This window comes from Variovorax durovernensis, assembly GCF_977011995.1.
The window spans coordinates 2,887,320-2,900,920 of the sequence record NZ_CDRNCW010000001.1 but is presented as its reverse complement, the minus strand read 5'-3'; the positions used below and the strand labels follow the sequence as shown (position 1 = coordinate 2,900,920).

Genomic DNA, 13,601 nt, shown 5'->3' with positions numbered 1-13,601 from the left:
TGCTATTCACGCCCCCACCATCGTGCGGTTTGTCGTGCATCCCGCCGCCCTCTGACCGATTGCTGAAGCAGTTTCCGCGCAGCACGTGCCCCTGACGGGCACGGCCGGTCCGGCACCCGCGGCCCTTTCGCCGCAGCGACAAACCGCCCCGATTCAAACGCCGCCGCCAGCACGCGTGTGCCGGCAGCGCCCCGTTCCTTTTCGAATCAAGGCAAACCCATGCTTGAACCCCGTGCCGCGCATTCGCGGCATACCGTGCCCACTACCGTGTTCGATCCCCACAGCGCGAGCGAAGCCGACTGGGATCGTTTTCTCGCCTACTGGCGCCTGCGCTCCGAAGAAGACCATCCCGGCGAGCCCGTGCAGCCCGACGCCGACCGGCGGCGCGAGGTGCTGAAAGCCGCCCCGCTGTACGCCTTTCATCGCGTCCTGGCCTTGGGCGAACACGGCGAGTTCATCGGCAGCCTGAGCACCAGCTTTCGGCGCCAAGGCACTCCAGGCAGCGAGCCATTCGCGCCTTTCATCGACGCCTGGGGCGGCGTGCTGCTGCCGCACCGCCGGCGCGGCGTCGCGAGCGCCTTGCTGCGCACGCTGCTGGCGCAGATGGAGCTGCACGGCAAATCCGTCGCCACCCTCAAGGCGCACATGCCCGGGGGACACGCCTTCCTGCAGGCCATCGGCGCGAGCGAAAAACACCGCAGCGTCGAGAACCGCATGCGCTTCGACGCCCTCGACTGGCAGGAGCTCGCACGCTGGCGCACCGAAGGCTTTGCGCCTGCCCACGGCCTTCGCGCCGAGGTGCATGCCGGCCGCGTGCCGCACGAGCGGCTGGCGACGCTGGTGGGCCCGATGTCCACGTTGTTCGACGACGCACCCACCTCAGGCCTGGAGCGGCCGCCGTTTCGCTACGACCTCGAAGACTTCGCGCCCTGGTACGCGGACATGGACCGCCGCGGCGGCGAGCACTTCCTGGTGCTGCTGCTCGACGGCGAGGAACTGGCCGCGGTGTGCGAGGCCAGCTGGAACGCGCTCTACCCCGACCGCATGAGCCAGCGGCTCACCGCCGTGTCGCGCAAATGGCGCGGCAAGGGTCTTGCCAAGGGTGTGAAGGCGGCCATGCTGCAGCTGGTGCGCGAGCGCCATCCCGAGGTCAAGCTCGCCATCACCAGCAACGCCGAGGTCAACGCGCCCATGCTCGCCATCAACCACCGCCTGGGCTTCGCGCCGTACCGGCACGACGGGCTCTACCAGGTCGGCACCCAAAGCCTGCGGGACTTTCTCGCCACCCGTTCCACTACGCCCGAGGAGGCATCGCAATGAAAGCACCCCAGAGACTGCAGGCCCTGATCGACGAAGGCCTGATCGACACCGTGGTGCGCCAGCTGATGAGCGGCAAGGAAGCCATGGTCTACGTCGTGCGCTGCGGCGACGAGACACGCTGCGCCAAGGTCTACAAGGAGGCCGACAAGCGCAGCTTCCGGCAGGCCGTGGACTACACCGAGAACCGCCGCGTCAAGAACAGCCGCGAGGCGCGGGCCATGGCCAAGGGCACGCGCTTCGGCCGCCAGGTGACGGAGGCCATCTGGCAGAGCGCCGAGGTCGATGCGCTCTACCGGCTGGCCGCTGCCGGCGTGCGCGTGCCTACGCCGCACAACTTCCTGGAGGGCGTGCTGCTGATGGACCTGGTGACCGACGCCAACGGCGACGCCGCCCCGCGCCTGAACGACGTGGCCTTCTCGCCCGAAGACGCGCTGCGCCATCACGCCAGCCTGCTGCGCGAGGTGATGCGCATGCTGTGCGCCGGCATCGTGCACGGCGACCTCTCGGAGTTCAACGTGCTGCTGGCCGAAGATGGTCCGGTGGTCATCGACCTGCCGCAGGCGGTCGACGCCGCGGGCAACAACCACGCCCGGCGCATGCTGCTGCGCGACGTAGAGAACCTGCGCAACTTCTTCGGCCAGTTCGCGCCCGCGCTGCTGGAGACGCGCTTCGGCGAAGAGATCTGGCACCTCTACGAACGCGGCCAGCTGCGCCCCGAGACAGAGCCGACCGGCAGCTACATGCCCGAGACCGGCCCGGTCGACCTGCGCAATGTGCTGCGCGAGGTGGACGACGCGCGCGAGGAAGAGGCCGCGCGGCTGCTGCGCCTGCGCACGCCGCGACAATAGGCGGGCCAACGCCCGCCTGCCCGATGACCTCTTCCGCCCTGCCGATCTCCGCCCCGCGCCAGCTCCTGTCCTCCACCGTCCGCCGGGTCGCCAAGGCCGCGGCCTTCGTGGCGCTGGGCTTCGGCCCGGCCGCGCATGCCGCCGGCACGGCCATCCGGCTGCAGGACGACCGGGGTACCACGCTGGAACTGCAGGCGCCGGCGCGGCGGATCGTGTCACTGATGCCCTCGCTGACCGAAACCGTCTGCGCGCTGGACGCCTGCGACCGGCTGGTCGGCATCGACCGCCATGCCAACTGGCCGGCGTCGGTGAAGGGGCTGCCGCAGGTGGGAGGCATCGACGACGCCAACATCGAGCGCATCGTCTCGCTCAAGCCCGACCTGGTCCTGCTGCGCCCGCGCAGCCGTGCCGCCGAGCCGCTGGAGCGCCTGGGCATCAAGGTGCTGGCGCTCGACGCCAAGACTCATGCCGACATGCGCCGAGTGATGGAGACCGTGGCCCGCGCCACCGGCCGCCCGGGCGCCGGCGAGGCTTTCTGGCGCAAGCTCGATGCCGGACTGGACGCCGCACGGGCGCGCGTGCCGGCCGGCTGGCAGGGCCGGCGCGTGTACTTCGAAGTGCACGGCGGCATGGCGGCGGCCAGCGAAAGCTCGTTCATCGGCGAAACCCTGGCCCGCCTGGGGCTGGGCAACGCGGTGCCCGGCACGCTCGGCCCCTTTCCCAAGATGAGCCCCGAATTCGTGGTGCGCGCCGACCCCGACGTGCTGATGGTGTCGGCGCTCGGCGAGATCTCGGCCATGGCCGGACGGCCCGGCTGGTCGGCCATGTCGGCAATAAAGCGCGGGCGGGTCTGCAGCTTCGCCTCGGCCCGTTTCGACCTGATGATGCGCCCCGGCCCCCGGCTGGACGAGGCCGCAGACGCCATCGTGGGCTGCCTCGCCTCGCTGGGCGAACTGAAGCCTTGACCTGCCGCGCCCCTCGGCGGCGCCGCTGACGTACCATCCCGGCATCTTGACCACATCTCCCGCCTCTCCCGCGCCTGCAGCCGCCGTCGACACCGACGAAGCCATCGCGCGGGACGTGGCGGCCATCGGCCGCATCAGTGCGGTGCCCTCGCTGTTGAAGGTCATCTGCCAGCACACCGGCATGGGCTTCGCGGCGGTGGCCCGCGTGACGGACGGCACCTGGACCGCCTGCGCGGTGGAAGACACCATCCAGTTCGGCCTGAAGCCCGGCGGCCAGCTCGAGGTGCGGACCACGCTGTGCAGCGAGTCGCGCGCGGCGCGCCAGCCGGTGGTGATCGACCAGGCCAGCACCGATCCCGTCTACTTCGACCACCACACGCCGCGCCTGTACAACATCGAGAGCTACATCTCGGTGCCCATCATCCACACCAACGGCGACTACTTCGGCAACCTCTGCGCCATCGACCCGCGTCCGGCCCAGGTGTCGGAACCGCGCGTGGTGGCCATGTTCACCGCCTTTGCCGACCTGATCGCACGACAGCTGGAGATCGAAGACCGCCAGGAGCGCACCGAAACCGCCCTGCAGTCCGCCCACGCCACTGCCGAACTGCGCGAGCAGTTCATCGCCGTGCTGGGGCATGACCTGCGCAACCCGCTGTCGTCGGTGGGCGCGGCGGCCGAGCTGCTGATCCGCCGGCAGGCCGAGCCCGATCTCGTGAAGCTGGGCACCCGCCTGAAGGCCAGCACGCGCCGCATGTCGGCGCTGATCGACGACGTGCTCGACTTTGCCCGCGTGCGGCTCGGCTCGGGCATGGGCCTGGAGATCCGCGAAGCCGGTTCCCTGGCCTCGGGGCTCAAGGACGTGATCGACGAAGTGCGGGCCGCCCATCCGGCGCTCGACATTCGCGACGAACTCTCCATCAGCGGCACCGTGCGCTGCGACCAGGGGCGCATCCAGCAGGTGCTGTCCAACCTGCTGGGCAATGCGGTCACGCACGGCGCGCCGGACCAGCCGATCGTGGTGCGCGCCGAGGTGCGCGAAGGCCAGCTGGTGCTGTCGGTCGCCAACGGCGGCGAGCCCATTCCGCCCGGCGACATCACCAAGATCTTCCAGCCCTACTGGCGCCCGGAGAACAGCAAGCCCGGCGGCGGCCTGGGGCTGGGCCTGTACATCTGCGCGGAAATCGTCGCAGCCCACGGCGGCACGCTGGAGGTCACCTCCTGCGCGGACGACGGAACCTGTTTCGTGGCGAAGCTCCCGGTCGCCTGACACTTCATGCAGAACAGCAGCGGCATGGCGGTGGTCCCCGCCACGGACTTCTCTCGCGGCGAACTCACCGCGCTCTGGAACCGCGCCTACGAGGGCTACTTCGTACCCATCGCGTTCGACGAGCAACGCTTCGAGCGTCACCTGCGGCGCGGCGAGGTCGACCTGTCGCTCTCGCGCGTACTGACGATGGACGGCACGGCCTGCGGCATCTCGCTGGTAGGCCGGCGCGGGCCGCGCGCCTACCTCGCAGGCTTCGGCATTGCGGATTCGCTCCGGCGGCAAGGGCTGGCCGGGCAACTGATCAAGTCGCAGGCCGCGGCGCTGTCGCAGGCCCGTATCGCGCAGGCGTTTCTCGAAGTGATCGAGCAGAACCCGGCGCGCGCGCTCTACCGGCAGGCCGGCTTCAAGGAGTTGCGCTCGCTCGACGTGCGCGAATGGAGCTTCGAAAAACATCGCAGGAAAGCCAGCACGCGGCCTGAACCCGCTGCGCTCCAGCAGCTGCACCACGCCTGCGCCGAGGTTTCCCGGCCCACCTGGCGCCGCGAATGGCCGACCGTGCTGGACGCCCTGGTGCGCGAACACGCCGTCGCGCTCGGCGTGTGGCGCAACGACACGCTGTGCGCCTATGCAGTGATGCCGCCGGCCGGCGACGGCCAGGGAGCGCTGCTCGACGCCGCGGCCCTCGACGAAACCGCCGCGCACGAATTGCTCGACGCCCTTGCCACCGCCCGCCCCGGCACCCGCTGGCGGCTGGTGGACGAGCCCGAGGGCAGCCCGCTGCTACGGGCCGCCAGCGCGCGCGGCGCGGTTCCTGTCATCCGCCAGGTCGAAATGGCCTTGACACTCCAGCAAGACAACGACGCCCCTCTCGCCTGACCCCGCACCCCATGAAGCACCGCAAGCAAATCACATCGTCCACGCCTTTCGTCCGGGTCGGCCCCAGCGGCGTGCACGGCCTTGGCGCCTTCGCCACGCGCGACCTGCCGCCCGAGGCCTTCCTGGGCCTGTACGAAGGCCGCCGCTATACCAAGGCCGAGATCGCCACCAAGGTCTGGAACGACCAGCTCACCTACCTTTTCACGCTGTCGAACCACGAAACCATCGACGGCGCCAAGGGCGGCAACGCCACGCGCCACCTGAATCATTCGTGCGAGCCCAACTGCGAGGCGGTCGAGGAATACGACGAAGGCGGCGAGCTGGTGCTGAAGTTCCAGACGCTCACGGCCGTGGATGCGGGCGACGAGCTGTTCATCGACTATTCGCTGACGGCGGACGACGGCTCGCCGCCGTCCAAGTACCCCTGCCACTGCGGCTCGGCGAACTGCCGGGGGACGATGCTGGCGCCTGAAGAGGCCGAGGCACCCGCTCCCTGAGCGACCCGGCACCGGCCTCAGGGCGACTCGCTCTTCAGCTTGCGCAGTTGCTCCTCGGTGCGATCGAGCTCCTGGCGCAGCGCCCTGGCCTGCTGCTCCAGCCTGGCGATACGGGCTGCGCGGCTCTCGGCCGGCGCCGCGGCCTTGCATTGCATCTGCAGCGCGCTCAATGCTTCGGCAAGCTCTCCCCGCCGCAGCATCTGGCCCCGGGAACGCGCGAGATCGATGTCGCGCTCAAGGGCAGCCTCCTCGGCCTGGCAAGTCGCGCTGTCCGGCGGCACGGCGGGTTGTGCGAAGGCAGGCAGCGTCACGCTCAACGCAAGAGCCAGGAAGAAGGTTTTGACGCTCATGCCGCACGGTAACGCAACGGCGGCGCAAAACACCGCTCAGCCCTACACAGTGAGGTAGCGCGCATCCCACCCCTCGGCGAGCTGCTTCGCGCGGTGCAGCGGCACTCGCGCCGCCTCGAAATCAACGACGCACGCGACATCGGCCGCCTCGGGCCGCACGGGGCTTTCGCTGCTGCGGCCGTCGGTCAGCAGCCACAGCCAGCGCTGCCGCGCTTCGCTCTTCGCGAGCAACTGGTCGGCACGCTGCACGCCCAACGCGAGGGGCGTGCCGCCACCGGCGGCAATCGGCGCGACCCAGTCGTCGTTCCAGGCGCTGGCGCGGCGCGGCGGCAGGCGCAGTTCGACCACCTCGCCTGCGAAGCAAAGCAGCGCGACATGGTCGCGGCGCTGGTAGGCCTCCTCCATCAATGCGAGCAGCAGGCCCTTGGCGCGCGCGAGGTTGCCGTCGTCGCGCATGGAGGCCGAGCAGTCGAGCAGGAAGCAGTGCAGCGCGCCGCTGCGTGCTTCCTGCGGGCGGTGGCGCAGGTGTTCGACACGCAATTGGCCAGCACCGCGTGCCGCGAAAGTGCGCGGCCAGTCGAAGGCCGCGCCCTGCGATGCGGTGCCATGCCATGCGTCCCTCTGCGTGCCCTGCCTCCGGTCACCCTGGCGCGCGCCAGCGGGTGCGGCGTCCCGGAGGCTCAGGCTTTTTTTGGAGCGGCCTTCGGGCGGGAGGCGATCAGCGGGCGCAGCGGTTTCACGCGCTCGATGCCGACGGGCTTGGGCGGCATGGCGCCCCAGTCTTCGTCGGCGGCACTGCTTGTCCTGGATGTGCCGTTCGTCTCCGCGCCACGGGGCGCAGGTGCGGGCGTGGGCGCCTTGGCCGGCGGCGCGCCAGCGGCTTCGGGCTTGCGACGATGCAACAGCACAGCTTCGGCGGCGCGCTGCACGTGATCGGTGGTGATGGCTTCTGCGTCTTCCCACGCTGCGAGCGCTCGCGCCGAGCGCAGCATGACGAGGTCCGCGCGCAGGCCGTCGACGCCGGCCTCGATGCACAGCGCGCACACCGCGTCATGCACCGCGTCCCCATAAGGCAGCGCCGAGCCATCGGCCAGCCGCGCGCGAGCCCGCGCCAGCGCGTCGGACAGCTCGGCCTCTGCCTGCGCATGTTTCGCGCGGAAGGCGGCCGGGTCGGCATCGAACGCCAGCCGTGCGCGCACGATGGCCTGGCGCCCGGCCGCATCGTCGATGTTGCGCAACTGCACGCACAGCCCGAAGCGGTCGAGCAGTTGGGGCCGCAGCGTGCCTTCTTCCGGGTTCATGGTGCCGACCAGCACGAAGCGCGCGGCGTGCCGGTGCGAGATGCCGTCGCGTTCGACCACATTCACGCCGCTGGCCGCCGCGTCGAGCAGCGAATCGATCAGCGCATCGGGCAGCAGATTGATTTCGTCCACGTACAGCACGCCGCCGTGCGCGCGCGCCAGCAGGCCGGGCGCGAACTTGAGTTCATGGCCGGCCAGCGCCTGGCCGAGGTCCAGCGTGCCGACCAGGCTCTCAAGGCTCGCACCCAGCGGCAGCGTGACGAAGGGCGCGCCGGGCAGCAGCTCGGCCAGCGCGCGCGCGGCGGTGGTCTTGGCCGTGCCGCGCGGCCCTTCGATCAGCACGCCGCCCAGCGCGGGATCGACCGCGGCCAGCAGCAGCGCCTGCCGCAGCTGCGGCTGACCGGCGATCGCGGCAAACGGAAAAGGCAGCGGCATCGGGGCGGCTGTGGTCATCTGAGGCTTCCTTCCATCCGCTGCTCCTGGTCGAGCAGCAGGTTCTCCAATTGGGTGCGGTAGTCGCCGGGCGACTGCCAGAGGCCGCGCTGCATCGCTTCGAGCAGGCGGCTGAGCATGTCGTGCAGCGCGCGCGGATTGTGCTCGCTCACGAAATCGCGGGTGGCCTCGTCCAGCACGTAGGCGTCGGCCACCATCGCGTACTGGTGGTCGCCGACCACGCGCGCGGTGGCGTCGAAGCCGAACAGGTAGTCGACCGTGGCGGCCATTTCGAAGGCGCCCTTGTAGCCGTGCCGCTTCACGCCGTCGATCCACTTGGGATTGACCACGCGCGAACGGATGACGCGGCTGATTTCTTCCTTCAGCGTGCGCACGCGCGGCGCCTGCGGGTTGCCATGGTCGCCGTGGTACATGGCCGGCTGCCGCCCGCTCAGGTGGCGCACGGCGGCGGCCATGCCGCCCTGGAACTGGTAGTAGTCGTTGGAGTCGAGCAGGTCGTGCTCGCGGCTGTCCTGGTTCTGCATGACGACGTCCATGGCGCGCAGCCTGCGCACCAGCGCACCTGCTGCCGGCACGCCGTCGCTGCCCTGCCCGTAGGCATGGGCACTGCCGCCGACATAAGCCTTCGACAGGTCGTCGTCGGTCTGCCAGTCGCCGTGGTCGAACAGCGGCTGCAGGCCCGAGCCGTAGCTGCCCGGCGCCGAGCCGAACACGCGCCAGCCGGCCTGGGTGCGGGCTGCGTCGGGCGCCACGCCCTGCGCTTCCAGCGTGGCGGCTTCGCGCAGGATGCGCGCTCGGATCGGGTTGCGCTCGGCGTCTTCGTCTTCCTGTGCCGCGACAGCCTGCACGGCGGCGTCGAACATCTGCACGGCATTGGGAAAGGCGTCGCGGAAGAAGCCCGAGATGCGCAGCGTGACATCGACGCGCGGGCGGCCCAGCCCCACCGTGGGCAGCACCTCGAAATCGACCACCCGCTGGCTGCCCGGCGCCCACTTGGGCCGCACGCCGATGAGCGCAAAGGCCTGTGCAAGATCGTCGCCGCCGGTGCGCATGGTGGCCGTGCCCCAGACCGACAGCCCCATCGCCACCGGGTAGTCGCCATGCTCCTGCATGTGGCGCTCGACCAGCTGCGCGGCGGACTTCAGGCCCAGCATCCAGGCCGTGGGCGTGGGAATGGCACGGGTGTCGACCGCATAGAAGTTGCGCCCGGTGGGCAGCACGTCGGGCCGGCCGCGCGACGGCGAACCGCTCGGGCCGGGCGGCACGAAGCGGCCTTGCAGGGCTCGGGAGAGTTGCAGCAGCTCCTGCGTGCCGCACGCGTCGAGCGCGGGGGCCAGGCTCCGTTCGATGCGCCCGAGCACCGCCGAGGTGCGCGGCAGATCGGGCGGGCAATCGCGCGATTCGATCAGCCGCTGCGCCAGCAACTCCAGCCGCTCGCGCGTGTCGCCCTGGTGCCGCCACGCATCGGTGCTGACCGATTGCAGCAGCGCGGGCCGCGCGCCCTGCCAGGGCTTGGCCGCGTCGATGTCGAGCGGATCGAAGCCTTCGCCGGGCAGCAGATCATTTGCCAGCGCGCCGAGCAGCCCCGCATTCTCGCCAGCGCCTTCAGCGGCCGGATAGCGCGCGAGCGCCAGCAGCGTGTCGCGCCGCAAGCGGCCTGCAGGCGATGCGCCGAACACATGCAGCCCATCGCGGATCTGTGTTTCCTTCAGCTCGCACAAATAGGCGTCGACACGCGCCAGCACCGCGTCGTCTTCCGCGCCCGGCATGTCGAGTTCCTCGACCAGATGCTGCGCCCGTACCGCCGCGAGGATCTGCGCGCGCAGCACCTTGGCGCGGCGCGCGTCGACCAGCAGCGCGTCGTAGTACTCGTCGACCTGCCGCTCCAGGTCTTGCAGCGGGCCGTGGTTCTCGGCGCGCGTGAGCGGCGGCATCAGGTGGTCGATGATGACCGCCTGCGTGCGCCGCTTGGCCTGCGCGCCCTCGCCCGGGTCGTTGACGATGAAGGGATAGACGTTGGGCATCGGCCCCAGGATGGCGTCGGGCCAGCAGGCCTGCGACAGCGCGATGCTCTTGCCCGGCAGCCACTCGAGGTTGCCATGCTTGCCGACGTGCACCACCGCGTCGACGGCGAAGGCATCGCGCAGCCAGAAATAGAAGGCGAGGTAGCTGTGCGGCGGCACCAGTTCGGCGTCGTGGTAGCTCGCGTAGTCGGCCGCGCCCAGGGTGCCCAGCGCGCGCGCGGGCTGGATGCCGACGAACACCCGGCCCAGCCGCAGCCCCGCGATCATGAAGCGGCCCTGGCGCACCAGGGGGTCTTGTTCGGGCGCGCCCCAGCGGGCGTCGATGGCATCCGCCATGCCCGCGGGCAGCGACGCGAGCCGCGCGCGGTAGTCGGCCAGCGCATAGCTTTGCCAGGCCGGGCGCGCGGCCCACTGCGCGGGGTCGTTCGCGATGCCTTCCTGCAGCCTGCGCATCAGCGCGTCGCCGTCTTCGGGCAGCGCGGCGGGGTTGCCGAGCGCATAGCCCTCGGCCTGCATCGCGCGCAGGATCGCGATGACGGAGGCTGGCGTGTCGAGCCCCACGCCGCTGCCGATGCGGCCTTCGCTACCGGGGTAGTTGGCCAGGATCAGCGCGATGCGCTTGTCGGCCGCGTCGAGCGCGCGCAGCCGGCACCAGCGCCGCGCCAGCTCGGCAACGAAAGCAACGCGGTCGGGCTCGGGCTGGTAGTTCACCACCTCGGTCTGCGTGAGCTCGCAGCGGTGCGACAGGCCCTTGAAGCTCACGGCGCGCGTGATGATGCGGCCGTCCATCTCGGGCAGCGCGATCTGCATGGCGATGTCGCGCGGGCGCAGGCCCTGGCTGTCGGCCAGCCAGTCTTCGCGGTTGCCGCCGCTCACGATCACCTGCAGCACGGGCGCGTCGCCGGCCAGCGCGAGGTCTTCGCCTTCTTCTTTCTGCGTGCCCTGCCCCAGTGCAGCGAAGGCGGTGGTGTTGAGCACGAGCTGCACGTCATGCGCTGCGCACAGCTCGCGCAGCGCCGACAGGCACAACGGGTCTTTCAGCGAATCGAGCGCAACGGGCAGCGGGTTCAGCCCCTCGGCGCTCAGCGCGGCGGCTATGGCATCGAAGGCCACGGTGTTGCCCGCCAGCAGGTGCGAGCGATAGAACACCAGCGCCACCACCGGCGCACCCGCATGCCAGCCGGCGCGCAGGTCGTCGATGCCGGCTACGGTGTGCGCCGCGTCCATGCCGCGCGGCACATGCAGCGCGACCTGCGGCAGGCTGCGCGGCGGCAATGGCGCTTCTCCATGGCCGAGGCCGTGGAAGGCCACCGCGCGCAGGAACTGCAGCGCATTGCCCGCACCGCCCGCACGCATGTACTGCCAGAGCTGGCGGCTCACCGCGCGCGGGGCGGTGCTGCGCGCCAGCAGGTCTTCGTCTTCCTGCAGGTCGCCGGAGAACATCGCGAGCTGCTGGCCCTTGCGCTTCGCGAGCTTCTCCAGCTGCTGCAGCCCGTAGGCCCAGGACGATTCGGCTCCCAGGTGATCGACCACCACCACGCGCGCATGCTGCAGCACCTCGTCGATGTACAGGTCGAGCGAGGCCGGCTGCTTCAGGTACATGAGGTTGGCCAGCCGCAGCGACGGATAGCCGGGGTCGGTGGCCGCCAGCTCAGTGCGCGCGGCGGCCAGCAGCGCGAGCGTGGTGTCGGCCGAGCTGAGCACCACGATGTCGCCCGGCGTCTGGTCGAGCCGGGTGACGACGCTGTCGTCCTCGACGAAGCGTCCGGGCTGGGTGCTCAGCAGGTGCATGCGTGCAGGCGGTCAGGCGGCGACCGCGGCCACTTCTTCCAGCGCCTTGCGCAGCACCGCTTCGTCCAGGTCTTCGCCGATGAACACCAGCCGCGTGCGCTGCGCCTCGCCGTCGCGCCAGCGGCGGTCGAAGTGGTGGTCGAAGCGCCGGCCCACGCCCTGCACCAGCAGGCGCATCGGCTTGCCCGGAATGGCGACGAAGCCCTTCACGCGGTAGATGGTGTGCTGCTCGACCAGCTTGCAGAGCACGGCCAGCAGGCTGTCGCGGTCCACGGGAGGCAGCTCGATCACGAGCGAGTCGAACTCGTCGTGGTCATGGTCTTCCTCGTGGTCGTGGTGGCTTTCGCGCAGGTGGATGGTGGCCTCGGCCGCGCGGCCCTGGCCCAGCAGCAGCGCGAGCGGCAGCCTGCCTTCGGTGGCGGCGACGATCTTCACTTCGGGCGGCAGTTCTTCGCGCACCAGGGCCTCCACCTTCGCGCGCGCGGCGTCGTCCATCAGGTCGGTCTTGTTGAGCACCACCAGGTCGGCGGCCGAGAGCTGGTCTTCGAACAGCTCGTGCAGCGGCGATTCGTGGTCGAGGTTGGGGTCGGCGCGGCGCGCTTCGTCGACCGCTTCGGGGTTCTGCGCGAACTGGCCCGACGCGGCGGCCGGGCCGTCGACCACGGTGACCACCGAGTCCACGGTGAAGATATTGGCGATGTCCGGCCACTGGAAGGCCTGCACCAGCGGCTTGGGCAGTGCCAGGCCCGAGGTCTCGATGAGCACCGCGTCGAGGTCGCCGCGCCGCTCTGCCAGCTGCAGCATCACGGGCAGGAACTCTTCCTGCACGGTGCAGCACACGCAGCCGTTGGCCAGCTCGTAGAGCGCGCCTTCGCGCTCGTTGCCTTCGTCGTCGCAGCCGATGCCGCAGCCGCGGAGAATCTCGCCGTCGATGCCGAGCTCGCCGAACTCGTTGACGATCACCGCGATGCGGCGGCCTTCGGCGTTGCCGAGAATGTGGCGCAGCAGCGTGGTCTTGCCGCTGCCGAGGAAGCCCGTGACGATGGTGACGGGAATCTTGGCGTTGCTTGGTTGGGTCATGAAAGTGTTCTTTCGGGCGCCGGTGGCGGCCGGAGGGATGAACGAGCACCGGGCGCCAGCAAAGGCGAGCCGGTGGTCATCACAAGAGAATCGGCGCCAGGCCCACGAGGTGAGCCTGGCGCCCAGGAAGAGAAAGTGCCCTGCGAATCAGACGCCGCCGTACAGGCGACGCTCGACGAAGACCGAGCCTTGCAGGCGGCGCCAGCCCTTGGCGGCGGCCAGCACGCCCAGGTCGACCAGCGGCTCGACCAGCACCACCGCCATGTAGGCAGCGCCGAAGCTGGCGATCTGGCCGAGGTTCTCGAGCCCGGTGCCGCGGCCGTACAGCGCCCAGAAGCCGACCCAGACCACGATGCCGCCCTGGTAGGCCACCGACAGCTTGAAAGCCTGCTGGTAGCTCAGGTCCACATAGGCCACGTTCTTCGGGATGATGCGGCGCGCCAGCACGGCGGTAGCGAACAGCGGCACCAGCAGCGTGGTGACGTTCATGCCGTACTGCGGAATGTCCTGCGGCTCGAAGAACAGGCCCTGGATGAGCAGCCCGCCAGCCAGCCCGATGGCCGCGGGTGCCAGCCCGAACACCAGCAGCAGCGTGGTGCCGAGGATCAGGTGCACCTCGGACACACCCACCGGGTGATGCGGCAGCACCTCGAAGAAGCAGAACACCAGCGCCACGGCAATGGCGGAGCGCAGCACCAGGGCGGCAAGGCCGTCCTTCACCGCGGTTTCGATGGCCACCTTGCCTGTGTAGGCGAGTGCGGCAGCGGCCGTTGCATAGCTGAGAAAAATCTTGGTTCCGTCGACGAGACCTGGTTCGATGTGCATC

Annotated in this window: 12 protein-coding genes; 6 read left to right on the top strand and 6 right to left on the bottom strand. The window is 70.2% G+C overall.

Annotated features, from left to right (window positions below; all coding sequences use genetic code 11):
- Positions 1–219: 219 nt before the first annotated feature.
- From ACWV14_RS13760 to ACWV14_RS13735, 6 genes are read left to right on the top strand one after another with little or no spacing between them, the layout of a single operon-like run.
- Positions 220–1,320 carry a GNAT family N-acetyltransferase gene (locus tag ACWV14_RS13760; protein ID WP_454909120.1) on the top strand — a complete coding sequence of 367 codons (1,101 nt, stop codon included), beginning with the start codon at positions 220–222 and terminating at the stop codon, positions 1,318–1,320.
- On the top strand, positions 1,317–2,168 hold the full coding sequence (locus tag ACWV14_RS13755) for a PA4780 family RIO1-like protein kinase (RefSeq protein WP_454909119.1): 852 nt from the start codon (positions 1,317–1,319) through the stop codon (positions 2,166–2,168). Before ACWV14_RS13760 ends, ACWV14_RS13755 begins: the two co-directional genes overlap by 4 nt.
- 23 nt (positions 2,169–2,191) lie before the next feature.
- Entirely contained in the window at positions 2,192–3,133 is a 942-nt protein-coding gene (locus ACWV14_RS13750; protein WP_454909118.1) for an ABC transporter substrate-binding protein, read from the top strand.
- Between the two features lie 46 nt (positions 3,134–3,179).
- The gene (locus ACWV14_RS13745) at positions 3,180–4,403 is read left to right on the top strand and encodes a GAF domain-containing sensor histidine kinase (RefSeq protein WP_454909117.1); all 1,224 of its coding nucleotides are present in this window, start codon (positions 3,180–3,182) and stop codon (positions 4,401–4,403) included.
- A gap of 6 nt (positions 4,404–4,409) precedes the next feature.
- Complete coding sequence (locus ACWV14_RS13740) at positions 4,410–5,279, top strand: GNAT family N-acetyltransferase (protein WP_454909116.1); 870 nt, start codon at positions 4,410–4,412, stop codon at positions 5,277–5,279.
- An 11-nt stretch (positions 5,280–5,290) separates the two neighbouring features.
- Positions 5,291–5,776, top strand: a complete 486-nt coding sequence (locus ACWV14_RS13735; RefSeq protein WP_422086173.1) for an SET domain-containing protein — start codon at positions 5,291–5,293, stop codon at positions 5,774–5,776.
- Between the two features lie 17 nt (positions 5,777–5,793).
- Here ACWV14_RS13735 and ACWV14_RS13730 read toward each other — a convergent pair whose 3' ends face one another.
- From ACWV14_RS13730 to ACWV14_RS13705, 6 genes are all read right to left on the bottom strand, one after another.
- Complete coding sequence (locus ACWV14_RS13730; RefSeq protein WP_422086172.1) at positions 5,794–6,126, bottom strand: DUF1090 family protein; 333 nt, start codon at positions 6,124–6,126, stop codon at positions 5,794–5,796.
- 42 nt (positions 6,127–6,168) lie between these two features.
- On the bottom strand, positions 6,169–6,666 hold the full coding sequence (locus ACWV14_RS13725) for a vWA domain-containing protein (protein ID WP_454909115.1): 498 nt from the start codon (positions 6,664–6,666) through the stop codon (positions 6,169–6,171).
- A 140-nt stretch (positions 6,667–6,806) separates the two neighbouring features.
- The gene (locus ACWV14_RS13720) at positions 6,807–7,880 is read right to left on the bottom strand and encodes an ATP-binding protein (RefSeq protein ID WP_454909114.1); all 1,074 of its coding nucleotides are present in this window, start codon (positions 7,878–7,880) and stop codon (positions 6,807–6,809) included.
- Positions 7,877–11,695 (bottom strand): cobaltochelatase subunit CobN, encoded by a 3,819-nt coding sequence (cobN, locus tag ACWV14_RS13715; protein ID WP_454909113.1) that lies wholly within the window; start codon positions 11,693–11,695, stop codon positions 7,877–7,879. The genes ACWV14_RS13720 and cobN overlap by 4 nt, the downstream gene beginning before the upstream one ends.
- A gap of 12 nt (positions 11,696–11,707) precedes the next feature.
- Positions 11,708–12,775 (bottom strand): cobalamin biosynthesis protein CobW, encoded by a 1,068-nt coding sequence (gene cobW / locus ACWV14_RS13710; protein ID WP_454909112.1) that lies wholly within the window; start codon positions 12,773–12,775, stop codon positions 11,708–11,710.
- 147 nt (positions 12,776–12,922) lie between these two features.
- Positions 12,923–13,600 carry an energy-coupling factor ABC transporter permease gene (locus ACWV14_RS13705; protein ID WP_454909111.1) on the bottom strand — a complete coding sequence of 226 codons (678 nt, stop codon included), beginning with the start codon at positions 13,598–13,600 and terminating at the stop codon, positions 12,923–12,925.
- Position 13,601 lies beyond the last annotated feature (1 nt).